This window comes from Kitasatospora sp. NPDC101447, from assembly GCF_044767225.1.
GTDB lineage: Bacteria > Actinomycetota > Actinomycetes > Streptomycetales > Streptomycetaceae > Kitasatospora.
Genome location: NZ_JBIWNL010000053.1, coordinates 34,358 through 55,347, shown reverse-complemented (window position 1 = coordinate 55,347; position 20,990 = coordinate 34,358). Strand labels below are relative to the sequence as shown.

Here is a 20,990-nt window from a genome sequence, read left to right as displayed (position 1 = left end):
AACCACCTTGCCACTTTAATGGGGTGGAAATACGCGCGTATCGCCCACCCCTACCACCCAAACCCCTAAGGGGGGCCCGAACCGCCACCTCCGGGTGACGAGGGCCGCCCGGCACGGGGGAGCCACCCTAGGCTCGCCGCCGTGCATATGACGATCCTTCACATTTCGCAACCGGTGGACGGCGGGGTCGCCCGCGTCGTCACCGACCTGGTCCGGGGGCAGCGCGAGGCCGGCCACCGGGTGCTGGTCGCCTGTCCGCGCGGCGGGCGGCTGGCCGAGGAGGCCGCCGCGGTGGGCGCGCTGGTCCAGGACTGGCCCGCCGGGCGCTCGCCGGGCCCGGGCACCGCCGCCGAGGCCTGGCGGCTGCGCCGGATCGTCCGCGCGGCCGCGCCCGACGTGGTTCACCTGCACAGCGCCAAGGCCGGACTGGCCGGCCGGCTGGCGGTGCGCGGCGCCGTCCCGACCGTCTTCCAGCCGCACGCCTGGTCCTTCGCCGCCGTGGACGGCGCGCTGGCCGCCGCCACCCTGCGCTGGGAGCGCTTCGCCACCCGTTGGGCGCACCGGCTGCTGTGCGTCAGCGTCCAGGAGCGGGCCGACGGCGTGGCCGCCGGGGTGCACGCCGACTGGGCGGTGGTGCCCAACGGCGTGGACGTCCGGCACTACGCGCCCGCCGACCGCCGGGCCGCCCGGATCGCGCTCGGCCTGGACCTGGACGCCCCGCTGGCGGTCTGCGTGGGGCGGCTGTGCCGGCAGAAGGGCCAGGACGTGCTGCTGGCGGCCTGGCCGGAGGTGCTGCGCCGGGTGCCGCAGGCCCGGCTGGCGCTGGTCGGCGGCGGGCCGGAGGAGCAGCGGGTGGCGGAGCTGGTCCGGGAGACCGCCGAGCCCGCCCGGGTGCGGCTGGTGGGGGACGTGGCGGACCCGCGCCCGTGGCTGGCTGCGGCCGACCTGGTGGTGCTGCCCTCGCGCTGGGAGGGGATGGCGCTGGCCCCGCTGGAGGCGATGGCGGCCGCCCGTCCGGTGCTGCTGACCGACGTGCCGGGTGCGCGGGAGTGCCTGCCGGCGGCGGAGCGGGAGCACGCGGTGGTCCCGCCCGAGGACGTGCCGGCCCTCGCCACCCGAATGGCGGAAGCGCTGTCCGATTCGATCGAGTGCGAGCGACGCGGCGCGCGACTGCGCGAGCACGTCGTCGCGAGGCACGACGTGCGCACCGTGGTCGAACAGGTGGACGTCCTCTACCGCCATCTGCTGGGTGCCGGGCCGGTCGCCGGGCGCCGCCGGGCCCGTGTCCCAGAGCGGATCTGATCGTTTCACAAGCCGTGAATGCCCGCTGGTCCGGCGCCGGCGTATTCGCACCCTCAACCGGATAAGGGCGAGGCGTCAAATCCGAATTACCTATTAATGGGCGGCTGGAATGAAACGGCAAGTCAACTTCCAGCCCACCGCGCCAGGTTCGGTATTGTCGGATTTTGCCTGCTTCGTTCGGATTCCATGCGGGGAATTCACGGCTGAGCCCCTCGCGACCGAGTCCGGTGCGACCCGCCCCTCCGCGATCGGCCTCGCCGCGGGAGAGCCGAAAGCCACCGGCGGCAGCAGGTGCTGTCAGGACCGCGCCCACCAGGCCGGGACGGCCGCCCCGCGCAAACCGGTGCCGGGGCGCCGTCACCCCGGGCACACAGCAGGGGAGATCGTGCGCTGATGACCATTGACCATGACAGCGTGCCGCGATCCGGCGGGCCCCTGTCCGGCCCCCGCCGGCCGGGTACCGGACTGCTCGACCGCCCGGTGGGGGCGGCCCGCAGCCGGACGGTCCCGGCGCCGCACCGGCACCGCGGGACGGTCCGCAACCGGCTGGCCCTGCCGCTCGCCCTGGTCCAGGCCGACACCATCGCGCTGTGCTCCGCCGGCGGCATCGCCAACCGCGCCATCGACCCGGGCGCCCCGCTCGACCCCCTGCTCGGCGTGCCCGCCGTCCTGCCCCTGCTGATCCTGCTCAACCTGGTCGGCGGCCTCTACCGGGCCCGGCTCACCCTGTCCGTCCTGGACGAACTGCCCGCGCTGGCCGCCCGGGCGGTGGTCGCCACCGCCTTCGCCGTCACCCTGTCCGGCTGCCTGGGCGGCCGCTGGCCCGACTACGGCCCGGCCACCCCGGCCCGCCTCACCGTCCTGCTCGGCACCCAACTGCTGGTCGCCGCCATCGGCCGCGCCGTCCTCTACCACCTCGTCCGGCGGATCCGCCGCAGCCGCCCCAACCCGGTCCTGGTGCTCGGCGCCGGCGGGCTCGGCCGGCGGGTCGCCGCCGCCCTCCGCGAGCACGCCGAGTACGGGATGCGCCCGGTCGGCTTCCTCGACGCCGACCCGCCGCTGCTGGCCGGTGACACCGACCCGCCCGTCCTCGGCGGCCGCGAGGTGCTGGAGCGCGAGGTGCGCCGGCACCGGATCCAGCACGTGATCGCCACCGCCGGCGCCGCCGACGAGGCCGAGACCGCCGCCGCCCTGCGGGACGCCGCCCGGCTCGGCTGCCAGATCTGGCTGGTGCCCGCGCTGCGCGAGTTCGGCGCGCTGCCCACCGCCCCGATCGCCGGCGGCGACCACCTGTGGGGCTTCCCCTGCCTGCGGGTCGCCGGCCCGGCGATGCGCCGGCCCGGCTGGGCCGCCAAACGCGCCCTGGACATCACCGCCGCCGCGTTCGGCCTGCTGCTGCTCGCCCCCGTCCTCGCGCTCTGCGCCCTCGCCGTCCGCTTCGACACCGGCCCGGGCGTGCTGTTCCGCCAGCAGCGCACCGGGCTGGACGGCCGGGTCTTCACCGTCCTCAAGTTCCGCACCCTGCGCCCGAGCAACGAGCACGAGTCCGCGACCCGCTGGAACATCTCGCAGGACCACCGGATGGGCGCCGTCGGCCGGTTGCTGCGCAAGAGCTCGCTGGACGAGCTGCCGCAGCTGTGGAACGTGCTGCGCGGCGACATGAGCCTGGTCGGCCCGCGCCCCGAACGCCCGTACTTCGTGATGCGCTTCGGCCAGGCCTACCCCGAGTACGCCGACCGCCACCGCGTCCCGGTCGGCCTCACCGGCCTGGCCCAGGTCAACGGCCTGCGCGGGGACACCTCCATCGAGGACCGCGCCCGGTTCGACAACCGCTACATCGAGAGCTGGAGCCTCTGGCAGGACGTCAAGATCCTGTGCCGCACCGCGGCCCTGATGCTCCACCCGGACGGGAGCTGACCCCCGTGGCCCTGACCCTGCCCGCCGTCCCGCGTCCCGTCTTACGGAAGGCGCTGCCCGCACTCGCCGACCGGCCCAGCCTGCTCGCCGCGGCCACCGTCCTGCTGGTCTGCGTGCCGACCGGCGAGAAGGACGTCACCGCCGCCGTCCACATCACCGCCGCCGACCTCGCCTCGCTGGCCCTGGTCGCCCTCACCGCGGTGGACCTGCTGCGCGGACGGCTGCCCGCCGTCGACCGGAGCACCGGAGCGCTGTTCGCCGGGATCGTGGTCGCCGCCGCCGTCGCCACCGTGGGCTCGATCGACCCGGCCACCAGCGTCACCGGCTTCGTCCGGCTGGTCCAGGTCTTCGTGCTGGTGCCCGCCGCGGTGCTCTGCTCGCTGCGCGACCGCACCGACCAGCGACTGGTCCTCGGCTCCTTCGTCCTCGCGGCGCTGATCCAGGGCGTGGTCGGCGCGAAGCAGTACCTCACCCACACCGGCGCCTCCTACACCGGCCAGCCGATCCGGGCCGTCGGCACCTTCGGCGCGCTGGACGTCATGGCGATGTCCACGGTGGTCAGCTTCGGGCTGCTCGCCGCCCTCGCGCTGGCGCTGGGCGAGCGCCGGCCCGGCGGCGACGCCCGGCTGCGGCGGTCGATGTTCGCCGCCGCCGCCTTCCTCGCCTTCCCGCTCGCCGTCTCGTTCAGCCGCGGCAGCTGGATCGCCACCGGCGCCGCCGCCACCGTGCTGCTGCTGCGCGCCGACGCCCGGCTCGCCGTGCGCAGCGCCGTCCTCGGCCTGGCCGCCGCGGTCGTCCTGGTCGGCGGCCTCGGCCTCGGCGGCTCCGGCGTCACCAAGCGGCTCAGCTCGATCGGCTCCGTCTCCGCCGCGCCCGACCAGTCCGTCTCCGACCGCTACGACCTGTGGGCCACCGCCGGGCGGATCTGGCAGGACCACCCCGTCCACGGCGCCGGGCCCAAGGCCTTCCAGCAACTGCGCGACAGCCACGCCCCGTTGCGGCTGTCCTCCGGCAGCGACGCCGCCGACCCCACCATCGGCTTCCAGCGCGAACCGCTGCTCTCCCCGCACAACATGTACTTCCTGGCCCTCAGCGAGCAGGGCCTGATCGGCATCACCGCCTACGCCGCGCTCTTCCTCGGCCTCCTGCTCGGCTGCCTGCGCCGCTCCCGCGGCCTCGGCCTCGCGGCGCTCGCCCTGCTCACCTGGGTGCTGGTGGACTACCTGTACGCCGACATCGGCGGCACCACGACCGTGCTGACCTCCGTCGTCCTCGGCCTCGCCGCCCGCGCCGCGGCCCACCGCCCCCGGCCGGAGGGACACGCCGCCGACGGGGAGGCGGAACAGTGACCACCGACCGCCCGGCCGCCCTGGCCTCCACCCTCCCGGCCCCGCGCAGCGCGCCCGGCGAGCACCCGGCCGCCGTGCCCGGCCCGGCGCCCCGGGGCGGCTTCCTCGCCAGGGCCTTCGGGATCACCGCCCTGCTCAGCGCCGCCGGCTCCGGTCTCGGCCTGCTGCGCGACCTCCTGCTGGCCCGCTACTTCGGCGCCAACCAGGGCACCGACGCCTTCCTGGTCGCCTGGACCGTCCCCGAGACCGCCGCGCCGCTGCTGATCGAGGACGCCATGTCCTTCCTCATGGTGCCCGCCTTCGCCCTCGCCCTGGTGCTGCGCGAGGAGGACCCGGACGCCCCCGACCCGGTCCGCCAACTGGTCCGCGCCACCCTTCCCTGGCTGCTGCTCGCGCTCAGCGGCCTCGCCCTGGCCACCGCCGTCGGCGCCCCGCAGCTGGTCGCGCTGCTCGCCCCCGGCCTGCCCGACCCCGGCCTCGCCGTCACCTGCACCCGGATCACCGCGATCACCGTGCTGCCCTTCGGCATCGCCGGCTACCTGGCCGCCGCGCTGCGCGCCCACCACCGCTTCACCGCCCCGGCCGGCATCTACGTCGTCTACAACCTCGGCATCCTGGCCGTGCTGCTCGGCTTCCACGCCTCGCTCGGCGTGCGCTCCGCGGCCCTCGGCGTCGCGGCCGGCAGCCTGCTGATGGCCGGCCTGCTGGTCGGTCCGTTCCTGCGCCGGCTGCGCCAGGGGCAGTCCGGCGCCGGCCGCGCCCGCCGCCCGGGCAAGGCGCTGGTGCTGATGCCGCTCGCCCTGCTGCCGGTGGGCGCCTTCACCCTGACCCGGCAGTCGCAGGTGTTCGTCGAGCGCTACCTCGGCTCGGCGCTGCCGCCCGGCACCATCTCGCACCTCAACTACGCCGCCAAGGTCTCCCAACTCGCCATGACGGCGGGCATCCTGATCTGCACCGTCACCTTCCCGCTGGTCGCCCGGGCGCTCGCCGCCGGGGACCTCACCGCCGCCCGCGACCGGGTCGAGAAGGACCTCGGCCAGGCGGCGGCGGTCGTCCTGCTCGGCACCGCCTTCCTGATGGCCTGCGCCCCCTCCGTCGTCTCGCTGCTGTTCGAGCGCGGCGCGTTCGGCCCCCGCGACACCGCCGCCACCGCCGACGTCATCCGGGTCTACAGCTTCGGCCTGCCCGCCCAGGCACTGATCGGCGTGATGATCCGGCCGTACTTCTCGCTGCGCCCGGTGGTCCGCCGGGCCGGCGATCCCGGCACCGAGGACGGCCGCCGCCGGCTGCTGGACTGGTACCCGGCCGCCGCGATGGTGCTCGGCCTCGGCGTCACCGTCGCCACCGGCCTGCTCGCCACGCCCGGCTTCGGTGCGCTCGGACTCGCCGCCGGCAACGCGGCCGGCATCACCACCACCGCCGCGCTGCTGCTGCACGGCCTGGTGCTGCGCGGCATCCCGCTGCGGCTGCGCCGGGTGCTCGGCGGCCACGGCCGCCTGGTCGCCGCCGCCGGCGGCGCCACCGTGCTCGGCACCGCCGTCGCCGGACTGGCCGCCGACCCGCTGCTCTCCACCCTCCTCGGGGGCCTCACCGTGGCGCTGACCTTCGCCGCCCTCGGCACCGGCCTCGGTGCCAGCGAGGTGCGCGGCCCGGTCCTCGCCGCCGCCCGGGCCCTGAACCCGCCAACCCTCGCCGATGAAGGGAAGCGTCCCCATGGACAATGAACGGGGAACCGTCCGCTCGGCCCAGGCGGGCGTCGGCAACGCCCCGCCGCACCGGGCGCGACTGCCCAGGAGCCGTCACCCGGTCGGTGAACCGCCGATCCCCGGCTCCGCCTCGCCGTGGATCCTGATGTACCACTCGGTGGCGGTCGAGAAGGAGGACCCGTACCGGCTCACCGTCAGCCCCGAGCGGTTCGCCGAGCAGATCGCCTGGCTGCACCGGCGCGGGCGGCGCGGCGTCTCGGTCCGCGAGCTGATGCGGGCCCGCGCCCAGGGCCGGGACGACAAACTGGTCGGCCTCACCTTCGACGACGGCTACGCGGACTTCGCCCACTACGCCGTGCCGATCCTCCAGGCCTACGGCTTCACCGCCACCGCGTACGTGGTCGCCGACCTGCTCGGCCGCGCCAACGACTGGGACACCGAAGGCCCGCGCAAGAAGCTGCTCACCGTCCCGGAGGTCACCGAACTCGCCGCCGCCGGCTGGGAGATCGGCTCGCACGGCCTCGGCCACCAGGCGCTGCCCGGCCTGCCGGTCGAAGCCCTCGCGGTGCAGGCCGGGGACAGCCGGCGCCTGCTGGAGGAGGTGGTCGGCGGCCCGGTCACCGGCTTCTGCTACCCGTACGGAGCCGTCGACCTGCCCGCCGCCCTGGCCGTCCGCGACGCCGGGTACGACTACGCCTGCGCCATCGCGCACTCCCCGCTCACCGGCCGCTTCGCCCTGCCGCGCTGCTACGTCGGCGACCGCGACGGCGCCTGGCGACTGCGCGCCAAGAAGGGCCGGCACCGGTTGCGCGACGCCGTCACCGAGCTGCGCCGCGCGCGCGGCGAGCGGGAGAACACGGAGCGCCGGCCATGAGGGTGCTGCACATCGTCACCGGGCTCGCCTCCGGCGGTGCGGAGCGCCAACTCCACCTGCTGCTGAAGCACCTGCCCGCTCACCAGCAGTGCGAGGTGCTCGCCCTGACCAACCCCGGCGCGGTCGCCGCCGCCCTGCGCGCCGACGGCGTGACCGTCCACCACCTCGGCATGCGCGGCAACCGGGACCTCGGCGCGCTGCCCCGGCTGGTGCGGCTGGTCCGGGCCGGGCGCTACGACCTGGTGCACACCCACCTCTACCGGGCGCAGCTGTACGGCCGGCTGGCCGCGCGGCTGGCCGGGGTGCGCGCGGTGGTCTCCACCGAGCACTCGCTGCACGCCGGAGTGATCGAGGGCCGCCCGGTCACCCGGGGCGTCAAAGGCCTCTACCTGGCGGCCGAACGGCTCGGCAGCACCACCGTCGCGGTCTCCCGGCAGGTCGCCCAGACACTGCGCTCCTGGGGGGTGCCGCCGACCCGGATCGAGCTGATCCCCAACGGCATCGACACCGGCCGCTACCGCCTCCCGCCCGTCGACCGGGCCGCCACGCGCCGACGGCTGCGGGCCGAACTCGGCCTGCCGGAGACGAGCTGGGTGGTCGGCGGGGTGGGCAGGCTGGTCCCCGGCAAGCGCTTCGACGTGCTGGTCGAGGCGCTCGCCGAACTCGACCCGGCCACCCGGCTGGTGCTGGTCGGCGAGGGCCCGGAGCGCGCCGCGCTGGAGCGCCGGGCCGCCGAACTCGGCGTCCGGGAGCGGCTGGTGCTCACCGGCGAGCGCGACGACGTGCCGGAGCTGCTGGCCGCCGTGGACGTGCTGGCCGCGCCGTCCACCGCGGAGACCTTCGGGCTCGGCGTCCTGGAGGGCCTCGCGGCCGGGCTGCCGGTGCGGCACAGCGCCTGCCCGGCGCTCGACGAGCTGCCGCCCACCGCGGCCCCGCAGGCCCGCCGGATCCCGTCCGAGCCCGCCGCCTACGTCGCCGCGCTGCGCGACCTGCGGCACCTCGACGACCACACCCCCGACCCGCTGCCGAACCCGCCGGCCGTCGGCCACTACGACATCGCCCGGGTCGCCGCCGACCTGGGCGCCCTCTACGACCGGCTGGCCCGCGTCTGACCGCCCGCCACCGCCGGAACCACCGTCCCATCCCCAAGGAGCCACCCCCATGACCACACCGCGCCGAAGCGCCCGCCGCCTGGTCCGCCGCTGGTGGCCGGTGGCGCTCGCGGTTCCGCTGGGCGCCGCGGCCGGCGCCGGGTACGCCGTCGTCTCGCCCCCCTCGTACGCCACCAACGCCTACGTCCTCGTCGTCCCGCAGAACCCGGGGGAGGCGGCGACCGCGACCAACTTCGCCCAGGCGTACGGGCGGCTGGCGGGCCAGCCGCAGGTGCTCGCGGTGGCGGCCGCCGAGACCGGCCGCACCCGGGCCGAGCTGGAGGAGCTGGTGCACGGGACGACCTCCCCGGACGCGCCGATGATCGAGATCACCGGCACCGGGACGCGCGCCCAGGACGCCGCCCGGACGGCCGACGCGGTGGCCCGCTCGCTGGTCTCCTTCGCCAACACCAGCAGTAAGGACACCAACGTCCGGCTGGTGACGCTGGCCCCGGCCGCCGCGCCGGACAAGCCGACCACGCCCTCCGGCAAGCTGGACGTCGCGGTCGGCGGCGCGGCCGGGCTGCTGCTGGGCGCCCTGGTGATGATGACCCGCCGTCGGGACGGGGCCGCGGCACCGGACACCGCCGAGGGCGCCGAGGGCGCCGTACCGGCCGGGGTCCCGACGCCGCCGCGCCCGCGCACCGGGGAGCAGCCGGTCGAGGCCGCCCCGGGCGCGAAGGCCGACGCGGCGGGGGCGGGCCCGGCGGCAGCGGACGCGAAGGCCGGCCCGAAGGCGGACACGAAGGCGGACACGAAGGCGGACACGAAGGCCGGCGGGACGACCGCGGCCGCCGACGCCGGGCCCGCCGCAACCCCGGAGCCCGCAGCCGGGGAACCCGTCGGGGAACCTGCCGAGGCATCGGCCGGGGCGCCGGCCGCGAAGAAGTCGGCCGCGAGGAAGACGGCCGTCAAGGCGACAGCCGCCAAGCCGACAGCCGCCAAGGAGAAGACCCCGGCCGGGAGCGCCCGATGAGCACCGAGATCCGCAGACCCGGCCCGCCGGCCCAGTCGGCGGCGCCGACCTGGACCACCGAGCTGCGCCGCGAGGACGACGCCCTGGACACCCTCGCCGAGGAGTGGGACGACCTGGCCGCCCGCTGCCGGACCGCCACCTTCTTCCAGGCGGCCGCCTGGCAGCGCTCCTGGTGGCGGCACTACGGCCGCCCGGGCGCGCTGGTCGTGGTGCTGGTCCGCCGGGACGGCCGGCTGGTCGGCGCGGGCGCCTTCCGGCGCCGCGGCGGACCGTTCGGCGGCCTGACCGGCCTCGGCGCCGGGCTGGCCGACTACACCGACGTCCTGCTCGACGACGAGTGCGCCGACCGCGCCGCCGCCGAGTTCGCCGCCGCCCTCCCGCTCACCCGCCCCTGGCACTGGCTGGAGCTGCGCGAGGTGCACCCCGAGGCGGCGGTGCAGCGGGTGTTCGCGCACTGGCGCGGCGACCGCCGCCGCTTCGAGGACTCGCTCTGCCAGTACCTGCCGGCCGTCCCGATGGAGCGGCTGCTCAAGCGGGTGCCCGGCAAGACCGCGCAGCGCAGCCGGGTGAAGCTGCGCAAGATCGCCGAGGCCGGGGTGCAGGTCAGCTCGACGCCGCCGGCCGAGGTGCCGGAGGCGCTGGAGGGGCTGCTGCGGCTGCACTTCCTGCAGTGGCAGGAGCGCGGCGTCACCCCGGAGCACCGCACCGAGCGGTTCGTCCGGCACCTGACCGAGTCCACCACCGGCCTGGTCGCCACCGGCAGGGCCGCCGTCCACCGCTTCCACCTGGACGGCGAGCTGGTCGCGGTGAACCTGCTGCTGCTCTGCCCCTCCTTCGGCGGGCTGTACCTGTACGGGGCGCACCCGGTGCTGCGCGAGCGGCTGGACATCGCCGGGCTGCTCTTCAGCGCGGCGCTGGACGAGACGGTCGGCGCCGGCATCCCGCTGCTCGGCCTGCTGCGCGGCCGGGAACCGTACAAGCAGCGCTGGCGCCCGGACCCGCTGCCCAACCAGCGGCTGCTGCTGGGCCCCGCGGGGGCGGCGCCGGCGGCGGCCGCCCGGGCGGCGGCGGTGCGCGTCCGGCAGGCGGCGGCGCACCGGCTGAGCACCCGCTTCCCCAGGCTCAAGGAGGCGCTGCTGGCCCGCCGCGGCTGACCGCTCAGCGCCGGGCGGGCGTGGCAGCCGTCGACGGGCTCGCGGTCGGGCCCGGCGTCGGCCTCGGCGTCGCCGCCACGCTCGGCGTCGCCGCTGCGCTCGACGGGACGGCGGTGCCCGACGGGGCGGGGGCACCCGGCGAGGCGGTTGCGGTCGGCGCCGGGGGAGAGGCGGGCGCCGCGGGTGAGGTCGGCGCCGGGGGCGCCGTCGGCACCACCGCCGGCGCCCCCTTGGACCCGGCCATCAGCTGCTTGAACCGCGCCGCCGAGCGCGGATTGCCGGAGCACTGGAAGAAGCCGTGCGGGCAGTAGTCCGTGACGGTCTGGTACGCGGTGTCATGGGTGCGGATCCAGTCGACCATCCGCTGGACGAACTCCGGGTTGTCGCCGTTGCGGAACAGCCCCCACTCCGGGTACGAGACCGGCTTGCCGCGCTTGGCGGCGAACTCCACCTGGTCCTGCAGGCCGTACGGCTCGCGCACGTAGTCGTCGAAGGTGGCCCCGGCGGGCTGGTCGTAGCTGTCCATGCCGATGACGTCGACCACGTCGTCACCGGGGTAGCACTTGGTCCACGGGATGGCGTCCAGGCCCCGGTTGGGCGCGAAGTCGAAGCGGAACCGCTGCCCGGGCACCGAGCGCATCACCCCGACGATCCGCCGCCAGTACGCCTTCCAGGCGGAGGGGTCGGGCTTGCAGCGGTGGGTGTAGGTGGTGCCGTTCATCTCCCAGCCGAGGGTGAGCACGGTGTCCGCGCCGCCGAGCGCGACCAGCCGCCGGGCGAGCTTGAGGAAGTGCCCGTCGAAGTCCCCGCGGACGCCCTGGGCGAGCAGCCTGGCCACCTCGCCGTCCGACACGTGCGCCTCGTTGGGCACCAGCATCGGCACGCCGAGCACGAGCAGCCGGGACGGGTCGGCCAGCCGCCACTGCGACCACATGCCGAGCACCACCGGCTCGCCCTCGACGTCGGCCCAGCCGTTGCCGGCCAGGTAGGTGTGGCCGACCTGGAGGTTCGCGCCGCCCAGCCACTGCGCGTACCGGCCGATCTGCGGGATGTAGTTGTCCCAGGAGCCGACGAAGGCCCCGAACGGCGGCTCGTGCCTCGGCCGCTGGACCGGCGGGCGGGGGGCGGCGCCGCGCGGCTCGAAGGCGTCGGAGGAGAGGGAGTGCCGTTCGGCCCGGCTGAGCGGCGAGCCGGCCGGGACGCTGGCCGTGGCCATCAGCAGCAGGGCGGCGGCGGCCAGGGTCAGACGGCCGATGCGCATGGTCTCTCCTCCGGACATCGCGTGTGCGGGGCGCCCGGTCTCGGCGTGGACGGACCGTGGCGCCCCGCTCGCCGACAGTAGGCCCGCCGGAGGATCGAAAAGCCGAATGTCACCCTAAAGTGGGCGATATTCGAACGCCGTCTGCCGCAACGCTCCGCGACCGGCCCCCGTGTATCAGATCTGTAACGGTCCGTTCGCGCCCCCGCGGCCCGCCCCGGACCGCCCCGCGCAACCGTCGGGGTGCCGAACCGCGCAGGTGGGCGGGTGGGCGTACGGGCGGGGCGCGCGGGGCCGGGCACACGGTCGGCCGCGCGGTCGGAACCCGGAACCGGGCTGACTCGCCCGCCCGGCGAAAGGTACGCTCCGGCCGTGTCCCGGAAGCCGCTGCGTGTACTGACCCCCCGCTCGATCCTGCCTGCCCTGGCGGTGATGCTGGTCCTTGCGGCCGGCGCGGCGGCCCACGCGAACAAGCCGGTGCCGTTCGGCGACCGGGTGGCCGGTCCGGGCGCGGAGGCGACGCCGGTGAACTCGGAATCGCTCAGCGCGGCCGACCTGGACCTGCGGGTCGGGCCCGGCCTGGAGGCCTTCCACAAGCAGACCGGCGAGCAGGCCTGGTCCTACCGCCGCGAGGGCGCCGAGGCGCTCTACCTGGCGATGGCCGGGGACAACGCGATCGTGGTCTGGGACGACGGCATGGTCACCTCGGTGCGCCCGGGCGACCACGAGGTGCGCTGGCACCGCGCGGTACCGGGCCTGGCCGACTGGCTGCGCGGCGACGGCGAGCCCGGCGCCGACAAGCGGACCGACGCCCAGCGCAAGCAGCTCGCCAAGCAGCGGGCCGCCGGGGCGCTGCACACCGTCCAGCGGGACGGCTCGCCCTGGCTGGCCCTGGTGACGCCGAACCTGACCATGGGCCTGCGCGACGCCGACGGCGACCTGCGCTACAACGACAAGCCGGCCAACGGCTGCGCCTACGACCCGCTGCGCGCCGTGCACACCGACTACGCCGTGCTCATCCCGCGCACCTGCACCAACAGCAGCGGGCTGGCCGTCTCCGGCGGCATCACCGGCTACCGGCTGGACAGCAACGGCTGGTCGATGAGCACCGGCCCGGCCGCGACGGTCAAGGTGCTGGACCGCACCCGGGTGGAGATCACCGACGGCCCGATCGTGCCGCCGAAGATCTTCGACACCAAGGTGGCCGCGCCCGAGACCGCGTGCGGCGCCCTCGACGCGCCCTTCGCCGCCGTCCGGCCGCAGGGCGGCTGCGTCGACCCGTCGGCGGCCCCGGCCGCGGACGCCCCGGCGGCCCCCGCCGCCCCGGTGAGCCCCGCGACCCCGGTGGCCCCGGTGGCGCCCGACACCACGACCGCACCCCCGGTCGACACCACGACAGCACCCCCGGCCCCGGCCGACGCCCCGGCCGGCCCGGACACCCCGGCCGGGCCCGACGGCGCGGCTCCCACGGCGCCGGCGGACGACCAGCCGGCCGCGCAGCAGCCGTAACCGACGGGCCGTCGGGGTCGACGGGTACCCCCGGACGGTAGTCCCCCGGGGCGTTTCGCGGCGCCCGGTAGACTTGCCGCCATGGCTATCTTCTCCGGGCAATAGCGGGCGGCGGCGCTCCGTGTGCTGCGCCGACCGTCGATGAAGCCCCTTCCCGCTCGCCCGGCCCCGGCCCACCGCCCGGCCGCCCGCCCACGTCCCAGGAGTAGTTCCCAGCCATGATTTCCGCCAACGCCCTTGAGCTGCGCGCCGGTGCCCGGATCCTGATCGAGTCCGCGAGCTTCAAGGTCGCCTCCGGCGACCGGATCGGCCTGGTCGGGCGCAACGGCGCCGGCAAGACCACGCTCACCAAGGTGCTGGCCGGCGAGGGCCTGCCCGCCGCCGGGACCGTCACCCGTTCGGGCGAGGTCGGCTACCTCCCGCAGGACCCGCGCACCGGCGACCTGGACGTCCTCGCCAAGGACCGCATCCTCTCCGCCCGCGGCCTCGACACCGTGCTGAAGAAGATGCGCGAGAACGAGGACCGGATGGCGAACGGCAAGGGCGCCACCCGCGACAACGCGATGAAGAAGTACGCCCGCCTGGAGACCGAGTTCCTCACCAAGGGCGGGTACGCCGCCGAGGCCGAGGCCGCCACCATCGCCGCCGCGCTGGGCCTGCCGGACCGCATCCTCGCCCAGCCGCTGCACACCCTCTCCGGTGGTCAGCGCCGCCGCGTCGAGCTGGCCCGGATCCTCTTCTCGGACTCCGACGTGCTGCTCCTCGACGAGCCCACCAACCACCTGGACGCGGACTCGATCGTCTGGCTGCGGGACTTCCTGAAGACGTACAAGGGCGGCTTCATCGTCATCTCGCACGACGTCGACCTGGTCGAGACGGTCGTCAACAAGGTCTTCTACCTGGACGCCAACCGCTCCTGCATCGACGTCTACAACATGGGCTGGAAGCAGTACCAGCAGCAGCGCGAGGACGACGAGAAGCGCCGCAAGCGCGAGCGCGCCAACGCCGAGAAGAAGGCCGCGACCCTGAACGCGCAGGCCGACAAGATGCGCGCCAAGGCCACCAAGACGGTGGCCGCGCAGAACATGGCCCGCCGCGCCGACAAGCTGCTCTCCGGTCTGGAGCAGGTCCGGATGAACGACAAGGTCGCCAAGCTGCGCTTCCCGGAGCCGGCCCCCTGCGGCAAGACCCCGCTGACCGCCAGCGGCCTGTCCAAGTCCTACGGCTCGCTGGAGATCTTCACCGACGTCGACCTGGCGATCGACCGCGGCTCCCGGGTCGTCGTGCTGGGCTTCAACGGTGCCGGCAAGACCACCCTGCTGCGGATGCTGGCCGGGGTCGAGCAGCCGGACACCGGCGAGGTGATCCCGGGCCACGGCCTGAAGGTCGGCTACTACGCCCAGGAGCACGAGACCCTGGACCCGGAGCGCAGCGTCCTGGAGAACATGCGCTCGGCCGCGCCGGACACCGACCTGGTGCAGATCCGCAAGATCCTCGGCTCCTTCCTGTTCTCCGGCGACGACGTGGACAAGCCGGCCGGGGTGCTCTCCGGCGGTGAGAAGACCCGTCTGGCGCTGGCCACCCTGGTGGTCTCCTCCGCCAACGTGCTGCTGCTCGACGAGCCCACCAACAACCTCGACCCGGCCAGCCGCGAGGAGATCCTGGGCGCCCTGCGCGAGTTCTCCGGCGCGGTCGTGCTGGTCACCCACGACGAGGGCGCGGTCGAGGCGCTCGACCCGGAGCGGATCATCCTGCTGCCGGACGGCGTGGAGGACCTCTGGAACCCGTCCTACGCCGATCTGGTCTCGCTGGCCTGACCGGAAGTAGACGCGGCATCCGCTTTTCGGACCAGAAAAACTAGTCCCTACGGCGTGTCCGGGAATGAAGTAGACCCGGATTCCGTTTAAGGACTTCCCGTCGGCCCGCCACTCGATCGTGGTCGGGCCGACGCTGCTGATCAGCCCTTTCGCGGCGAACGGCGGCACCCGCCCGGGGGCGTGCACTCTGCGTGAGCGCCCTGGTGCGCTCGGATCACCACCGGAGGACCACGCATTTCCGACATCGACCTTGTCGAATGGGTGGCCAGGACGCGGTGGATGGGTGATCATGGGAATCTGACCGAGCAACGCTACGAGGAGGCACGGGTGGCCGAGACTCTGAAAAAGGGCAGCCGGGTGACCGGTGCCGCGCGTGAGAAGCTCGCGGCCGATCTCAAGAAGAAGTACGACTCCGGGGCGAGCATTCGCGCTCTCGCGGAGGAGACCGGTCGTTCGTACGGCTTCGTGCACCGGATGCTGAGCGAGTCCGGAGTGATCCTCCGGGGCCGCGGCGGTGCCACGCGGGGCAAGAACAAGGCGACTGCCGGGGCCGGTTCCTGACGGTTCGTCAGCTATTGGCTGGATGACGCGGCGGCAGGGCGCCGACCGAGGAGACGACGGCTGACCGACAGCCGGGCGTCCGCCCTCGGGTCGTGTGGACCGGCCGCCGGTCGTCATGTCCGGGGTGTGTTCCGCCCCCGGCCCCCTTCCGCCCGAGCTCCGTCGATCTTTCCGGGTCGGGCCCCTGCCTTCGCGCGCCCAGTTTTGTTACTCTCCGGTAGCCACATCCCCCGCCACCGGAGGTCCACGCATGACCGCCCCCGCCACCGACCCGCAGGCCCCGAGCTGGGAGCGGGACGGCGTCCGCCTGGAGATCGAGGGCGAACTCGCCGTCGTCACCCTCTGTCAGCCCAAGCGGCGCAACGCCCAGTCGCCCGCGCTCTGGCGCGCCCTCACCGACGCGGGCCGCGAGCTGCCCGGCAACGTCCGGGTCGTCCTGCTGCGCGCCGAGGGCGTCTCCTTCTCGGCCGGGCTGGACCGGGCCATGTTCACCGCCGAGGGCATCCCCGGCGAGCCCACCTTCCTGCAGCTCGCGGCCGCGGCCGACAAGGAGCTGGACGACACCATCGCCTCCTACCAGGAGGCCTTCACCTGGTGGCGCCGCCCGGACCTGATCTCCATCGCCGCCGTCCAGGGGCACGCCGTCGGCGCGGGCTTCCAGCTCGCCCTCGGCTGCGACCTGCGGGTGGTCGCGGAGGACGTGCAGTTCGCGATGAAGGAGACCTCGCTCGGCCTCGTCCCCGACCTGGCCGGCACCAAGCCGCTCACCGACCTCGTCGGCTACGCCCGTGCGCTGGAGATCTGCGCGACCGGCCGCTGGGTCCACGCCGAGGAGGCCACCGCGATCGGGCTGGCCAACCTGGCCGTGCCGGGCGCCGAGCTGGACGCCGCCGCCCGCGACCTCGCGGCGGCCCTGCTGGCCGCTCCGCGCGGCGCGGTGATCGAGACCAAGGCGCTGCTGCAGGGTGCCGCCGGGCGCTCCTTCGAGGAGCAGCGCTCGGCCGAACGGGTGGCCCAGGCCCGTCGGCTGCGGGAGCTCGCCGGGATCGGCGACTGACCTCGCGCCCTTCGGCCTCGCGCTACGACCGACGGCCCGACCTCGGGGGATGCCCCGGGTCGGGCCGTCGGCGTTTCCGGGGTGCGCCGCGGGGCCCGGGTGGGCGCCGGCCGGGTGTCGTTCGGCGGGCGCGGAACGTGGCGAAATGCCAGAGTTGGGGAGGTTTGCGATATAGCTGGAGCCGTACGACGGGAGATGTGCCCATGCCTGACACTCCGACGCCCGCGACCCTGCACAAGAACGCCGGCGGTGCTCCGACCCCCGGTCCGCCGCCGGGCTCCCCGGGCGGTGCGAAAGCGGTCGGGGAGCGCGGCCGTACGGCGCTGGCCGTCGGCGTGGTGGAGAAGATCGCCGGGATGGCCGCCCGGGAGGTGTCCGGGATCCACGCGTTGGGCTCCGGGCTCGCGCGGACGTTCGGCGCGATGCGGGACCGGGTGCCCGGTGGCAAGTCCAGCATCGGGCGGGGCATCAAGGCCGAGGTCGGCGAGAAGCAGACCGCGATCGACATCGCACTGGTGGTCGAGTACGGCGTGGTCATCCCCGAACTCGCCCGCCAGGTGCGGGAGAACATCATCGCGGCGGTCGAGCGGATGACCGGCCTGGAGGTCGTCGAGGTGAACATCGCGGTCAACGACGTCCACCTCCCGGACGAACCGGAGTTCGAGGAGGAAGAGGAGCCGGTGGTGGCGCCGGGGCAACGGGCCAAGCTCAAGTAGCGGGCGGCGCCGACGGCGCACCACGCAGCGAGGAACGAGGGAGTAGCGGATGAACCTGGCCATCGTCGGCCTGGTGGTGGGCATGGCCCTCGGCTTCGCCGGGTACTTCGGGGGGTTCGCGGCGTTCCTGCTGGTGGGCGCGCTCGGACTGGTCGGCTTCGTGGGCGGGCGTCTGCTGGAGGGGGACATCGAGCTGGGTGAACTCGGGGACCTGTTCCGCGGCCGCGACCGGCGCCGTTGATGGCGGCCTCTGCCCCCGGCCCGGTTCCGGTGTCGGGGCGGCGGGGGCGGCTGCGGGTCGCCGACCGGGTCTACGCCAGGATCGCGGCCCGGGCGGCCCGGGAGGTGCAGGTCGGCGCCTGGCCCGCCGGGCGGGCGAAGGGGGCGCCGCCGCACGTCTCGGTGGCGGTGCCCGGGAGCACGGTGACGGTCCGGGTCGAGGTCGAGCTGCCCTTCCCGGCGGACATCGCGGGGCTGGCCCGGACGATGCGGGCGGCGATCGCCGAGCGGGTGCTGAGGCTGACCGGGACCAGGGTGTCGGACGTGGTGGTCGTGGTCGAGAAGCTGGTGGGGGCGTCGTGAGCGACGTGAGCGACGCACCTGCGGGCGACGTGTCTGCGGGCGGCGCGCCTGCGGGTGACGTGCCAGCGACCGGCGCGGACACGGAGGCCGTCGAGGGTCCGGGAGCGGGGGCGGGGACGGTACGGAGGCTGCGGGCGCCGCGGACGGTGGCGGCCACGGCGGTGGCGACCGTGCTGCTGCTGGCCGCGGGGGCGCTGCTGTACGACGTGATCGCGGTCCGCGCCGGGCAGCCGGCGCGGGCGTGGCGGGCGCAGATCGTGGACGAGCTGGCGACTCGGCACCTGGACGACACGTGGGTGCTGGTCGGGGCCGGGGTGGCCGCACTGCTGGGCGGGTGGCTGCTGTGGCTGGCGATCGCGCCCGGGCTGGGGCGGTGGCTGGTGCTGCGGCCCTACGGGGGCACCGCGGCGGCCGTCGAGCGGGCCGGGATCGGGCACCTGCTGACGGACCGGGCGGCGGGGCTGGCCGGGATCGACCACCTGAGGATCAAGGTGGGGCGGCGCAGGGCCCGGGTCTCGCTGGTCGGTCCGGCCGATCCGGCTTCGGTGCAGCGGCAGTTGCGGGACGAGCTGGACCGGGTGGGGTTGGCCCGGCCGTTGCGGTTGGACGTGCGCACGGCCGGTGGGCGCGCGGCGGGCGGCGACGCGGGGGCCGGCCCGGAGGCGGAGGCAGAGTCGGAGGCAGAGCCCGAGGCGGGGACAGCGGCGACGGCGGAGGCAGCGCCCGAGCCAGGGGAAGCGCCCGAGACGGGACCTGGCACGGGGGCCGGGCCGGGAACGGGGGCCGCGCCGTGACGCGGGTGGTCGTCAACCGGGTGCTGCTGGGGGCGGTGGGCCTGGTGCTGCTGGGTGTCGGGGTGCTGGTGCTGGCGGGCGGGCTCGACCTGTACCGGCGGTTGGGCGTGAGCCCGCCGCACTGGTGGCCGTGGACGTCGCCGGACCAACCGGTGGTGAGCGTGCGCACGCGCAGCCGGTGGGTGGACTCGACGTGGTGGTGGCCGACGGTGATCGGCGGGCTGGCCGTGCTGATGGCGGGGATGGTGTGGTGGCTGGTGGCGCAGCTGCGGCGCACCGGGCTGTCCAGCATCGCGGTGCCCACGCCGGGGGTGAGCGGGCTCCGGCTGCGGGTCGGCGCCCGGGCGTTGGAGGAGGCGATGGAGAGCGGGACGGCCGTGCTGCCCGAGGTCGAGCGGGCGGGGATCCGGCTGGTGCGGGCGCCGCGGCACCCGCGGTTGCGCGGTGCGGTGCGGTTGACGCCGGGCGGGGATCCGGCCGGGCTGGTGGCGCACTTCGAGGACGGGCCCCGCACCGATGCGTGCCGCAGCCTGAGCCTGCCGGAGCTGCCGGCCGACCTGCGGATCCGGGTGTTGCAGGCGGCCCCCGCCGAGCCGCGGCACCGGTGGCCCCGGCGGCGGCGGAGGCGGTCGCGGGTGGTGTAGGGATCAGAGGGTGCGCAGGGCGCCGCCGTCGACCGGGACCATCAGACCGGTCAGGTAGGAGGCGGCGGGGGAGAGCATGAAGGCGGCGACCTTGCCGAACTCCTCGGGGGTGCCGTAGCGGCCGAGCGGGATGCCGGCGCTGGCCGCGGTGCGGGCGGCCTGCGGGTCGTCGGCGAGGGCGTCGAGTTCGCGGACCCGGTCGGTGTCGATCCGGGCGGGCAGCAGGCCGACCACGCGGATGCCGCGGGGGCCGAGCTCGTCGGCGAGCGTCTTGGCGGCCATCGCGAGGCCCGGGCGCAGGCCGTTGGACACGCCGAGGCCGGGGATCGGCTGGCGGACCGAGCTGGAGAGCACGAAGCCGATCACACCGCCGTCGGAGAGTTCGGCGGCGGCCGCGCGGGCGAGGCGGAGGGCGCCGAGGAAGACGGACTCGAAGGCGTCGCGCCAGGCCTCCTCGGGGGTGGTCTCGACCGGGCCGGCCGGGGGGCCGCCGACGCTGATCAGGATGCCGTCGAAACGGCCGAAGTGCTGCCTGGCCTCGGCGATCAGGCGCTCGGGGGTGTCGGGGGAGGCGTTGTCGGCGACCATGCCGCGGGCGGTGCCGAGGGCGCCGAGTTCGGCCACGGCCTTGTCGACGGCCTGTCGGGTGCGGCCGCTGACCAGGACGCGGGCGCCGTCGGCGGCGAGTTCGCGGGCGGCGGCGAGGCCGAGGCCCCGGGTGGCGCCGGTGACGATGTAGGCCTTGTCTTCGAGTCCGAGATCCATGGGGGACATCTTGCCGGGTGGGGCGGGCGTTCGGCGGTGCGGGCTGGCGTTGACGCCGGGGGGAAGGTTTACGGTCGTCGCCGGAAGTGCGGGAGGAGCGGGTTCGGCATGCGGATCGGGGAGTTGGCGGAGCGGGCGGGGACGACCACGCGGGCGCTGCGGTACTACGAGCAGTTGGGTCTGTTGCCGGCCCGGCGGGCGGGCAACGGGTACCGGGCGTACGACGAGGGGGACCTGCGGCTGTTGCGGGAGATCCGGATGCTCCAGGACGCCGGGTTCGGGCTGGAGGAGACCCGGCCGTTCGTGGAGTGCCTGCGGGCGGGTCACCCGGAGGGGGACTCGTGCCCGGCCTCGCTGGAGGTGTACGAGCGCAAGCTCGCCGAGTTGGACGACTGCATCGCGCGGCTGCAGGAGGCGCGTGCGCGGGTGGCCGGGCAGTTCGAGCGGGCGGTGCGGGCACGGGACGACCTCGCGGCTTCCGAGCGACCACCACGGTGTGAACTGGCGGAGGAGTAGACGATGGTGGAGATCACGGGTGTGCCGGCGGTGACGGACGACACGTTCGCCGCGGAGGTGTTGGCGGCCGAGGGGCCGGTGCTGGTGGACTTCACGGCGGACTGGTGCCCGCCGTGCCGGATGATGGCCCCGGTGCTGGCGGACATCGCCCGGGAGGAGGCGCACCGGCTGCGGGTGGTGAGCCTCGACGTGGACCACAACCCGCGGACGCAGGCGGCGTACGGGGTGCTCTCGATGCCGACGCTGATGGTGTTCCGCGGCGGGCAGCCGGTGCGGTCGGTGGTGGGGGCGCGGGCGAAGGCGCGGCTGCTGCGGGAGCTGGACGACGTGCTCCGCGCTTGA

The 20,990-nt window shown here is 75.3% G+C and carries 21 protein-coding genes; 19 read left to right on the top strand and 2 right to left on the bottom strand.

Features of this window, described 5'->3' with window-relative positions; all coding sequences use genetic code 11:
* The first annotated feature begins 147 nt into the window (after positions 1-147).
* From ACIRST_RS39585 to ACIRST_RS39550, 8 genes are all read left to right on the top strand, one after another.
* A complete protein-coding gene (locus ACIRST_RS39585; protein WP_402809103.1) occupies positions 148-1,302 on the top strand; it encodes a glycosyltransferase in 1,155 nt (384 codons plus the stop codon).
* 393 nt (positions 1,303-1,695) lie between these two features.
* A complete protein-coding gene (locus ACIRST_RS39580) occupies positions 1,696-3,219 on the top strand; it encodes a sugar transferase (RefSeq protein ID WP_350525294.1) in 1,524 nt (507 codons plus the stop codon).
* Positions 3,220-3,224: 5 nt separating this feature from the next.
* Positions 3,225-4,568 carry an O-antigen ligase family protein gene (locus ACIRST_RS39575; RefSeq protein WP_402809096.1) on the top strand — a complete coding sequence of 448 codons (1,344 nt, stop codon included), beginning with the start codon at positions 3,225-3,227 and terminating at the stop codon, positions 4,566-4,568.
* Positions 4,565-6,292: a murein biosynthesis integral membrane protein MurJ gene (gene murJ, locus ACIRST_RS39570; protein ID WP_402809093.1), complete on the top strand. Its 1,728-nt coding sequence runs from the start codon at positions 4,565-4,567 to the stop codon at positions 6,290-6,292. The genes ACIRST_RS39575 and murJ overlap by 4 nt, the downstream gene beginning before the upstream one ends.
* Positions 6,282-7,148, top strand: coding sequence for a polysaccharide deacetylase family protein (locus ACIRST_RS39565; RefSeq protein ID WP_402809090.1), 867 nt, complete (start codon positions 6,282-6,284; stop codon positions 7,146-7,148). Before murJ ends, ACIRST_RS39565 begins: the two co-directional genes overlap by 11 nt.
* Entirely contained in the window at positions 7,145-8,260 is a 1,116-nt protein-coding gene (locus ACIRST_RS39560; RefSeq protein WP_402809088.1) for a glycosyltransferase, read from the top strand. The genes ACIRST_RS39565 and ACIRST_RS39560 overlap by 4 nt, the downstream gene beginning before the upstream one ends.
* A 49-nt stretch (positions 8,261-8,309) precedes the next feature.
* Positions 8,310-9,275, top strand: coding sequence for a Wzz/FepE/Etk N-terminal domain-containing protein (locus ACIRST_RS39555; RefSeq protein ID WP_402809085.1), 966 nt, complete (start codon positions 8,310-8,312; stop codon positions 9,273-9,275).
* Positions 9,272-10,429 (top strand): GNAT family N-acetyltransferase, encoded by a 1,158-nt coding sequence (locus ACIRST_RS39550; RefSeq protein WP_402809083.1) that lies wholly within the window; start codon positions 9,272-9,274, stop codon positions 10,427-10,429. Before ACIRST_RS39555 ends, ACIRST_RS39550 begins: the two co-directional genes overlap by 4 nt.
* Positions 10,430-10,433: 4 nt before the next feature.
* On the opposite strand, the gene ACIRST_RS39545 is transcribed toward ACIRST_RS39550, so the two are convergent.
* Positions 10,434-11,690 (bottom strand): glycosyl hydrolase, encoded by a 1,257-nt coding sequence (locus ACIRST_RS39545; protein WP_402809081.1) that lies wholly within the window; start codon positions 11,688-11,690, stop codon positions 10,434-10,436.
* 369 nt (positions 11,691-12,059) lie between these two features.
* Between ACIRST_RS39545 and ACIRST_RS39540 the strand changes: the two genes are divergently transcribed.
* The 9 genes from ACIRST_RS39540 to ACIRST_RS39500 all read left to right on the top strand — a co-directional run bounded on the left by ACIRST_RS39540 (position 12,060) and on the right by ACIRST_RS39500 (position 19,367).
* Positions 12,060-13,196: a hypothetical protein gene (locus ACIRST_RS39540; protein WP_402809079.1), complete on the top strand. Its 1,137-nt coding sequence runs from the start codon at positions 12,060-12,062 to the stop codon at positions 13,194-13,196.
* Between the two features lie 218 nt (positions 13,197-13,414).
* Entirely contained in the window at positions 13,415-15,013 is a 1,599-nt protein-coding gene (locus ACIRST_RS39535) for an ABC-F family ATP-binding cassette domain-containing protein (protein WP_350525285.1), read from the top strand.
* 327 nt (positions 15,014-15,340) lie between these two features.
* The gene (locus ACIRST_RS39530) at positions 15,341-15,574 is read left to right on the top strand and encodes a helix-turn-helix domain-containing protein (RefSeq protein WP_030059940.1); all 234 of its coding nucleotides are present in this window, start codon (positions 15,341-15,343) and stop codon (positions 15,572-15,574) included.
* Between the two features lie 250 nt (positions 15,575-15,824).
* Positions 15,825-16,631, top strand: a complete 807-nt coding sequence (locus ACIRST_RS39525; RefSeq protein ID WP_402809075.1) for an enoyl-CoA hydratase/isomerase family protein — start codon at positions 15,825-15,827, stop codon at positions 16,629-16,631.
* Between the two features lie 203 nt (positions 16,632-16,834).
* Positions 16,835-17,347, top strand: coding sequence for an Asp23/Gls24 family envelope stress response protein (locus ACIRST_RS39520; protein WP_350525283.1), 513 nt, complete (start codon positions 16,835-16,837; stop codon positions 17,345-17,347).
* A 49-nt stretch (positions 17,348-17,396) separates the two neighbouring features.
* A complete protein-coding gene (locus ACIRST_RS39515; protein ID WP_350525282.1) occupies positions 17,397-17,588 on the top strand; it encodes a hypothetical protein in 192 nt (63 codons plus the stop codon).
* Complete coding sequence (locus ACIRST_RS39510) at positions 17,588-17,929, top strand: hypothetical protein (RefSeq protein ID WP_350525281.1); 342 nt, start codon at positions 17,588-17,590, stop codon at positions 17,927-17,929. Before ACIRST_RS39515 ends, ACIRST_RS39510 begins: the two co-directional genes overlap by 1 nt.
* Positions 17,930-17,988: 59 nt before the next feature.
* Positions 17,989-18,723, top strand: coding sequence for a DUF6286 domain-containing protein (locus tag ACIRST_RS39505; protein WP_402809071.1), 735 nt, complete (start codon positions 17,989-17,991; stop codon positions 18,721-18,723).
* Positions 18,720-19,367, top strand: a complete 648-nt coding sequence (locus ACIRST_RS39500) for an alkaline shock response membrane anchor protein AmaP (RefSeq protein WP_402809068.1) — start codon at positions 18,720-18,722, stop codon at positions 19,365-19,367. Before ACIRST_RS39505 ends, ACIRST_RS39500 begins: the two co-directional genes overlap by 4 nt.
* A gap of 3 nt (positions 19,368-19,370) precedes the next feature.
* Here ACIRST_RS39500 and ACIRST_RS39495 read toward each other — a convergent pair whose 3' ends face one another.
* On the bottom strand, positions 19,371-20,132 hold the full coding sequence (locus ACIRST_RS39495) for an SDR family oxidoreductase (RefSeq protein WP_350525278.1): 762 nt from the start codon (positions 20,130-20,132) through the stop codon (positions 19,371-19,373).
* Positions 20,133-20,240: 108 nt separating this feature from the next.
* Between ACIRST_RS39495 and ACIRST_RS39490 the strand changes: the two genes are divergently transcribed.
* Both ACIRST_RS39490 and trxA read left to right on the top strand, forming a co-directional pair.
* A complete protein-coding gene (locus ACIRST_RS39490) occupies positions 20,241-20,648 on the top strand; it encodes a MerR family transcriptional regulator (protein ID WP_396546798.1) in 408 nt (135 codons plus the stop codon).
* 3 nt (positions 20,649-20,651) lie between these two features.
* Positions 20,652-20,990, top strand: coding sequence for a thioredoxin (gene trxA, locus ACIRST_RS39485; RefSeq protein WP_396546796.1), 339 nt, complete (start codon positions 20,652-20,654; stop codon positions 20,988-20,990).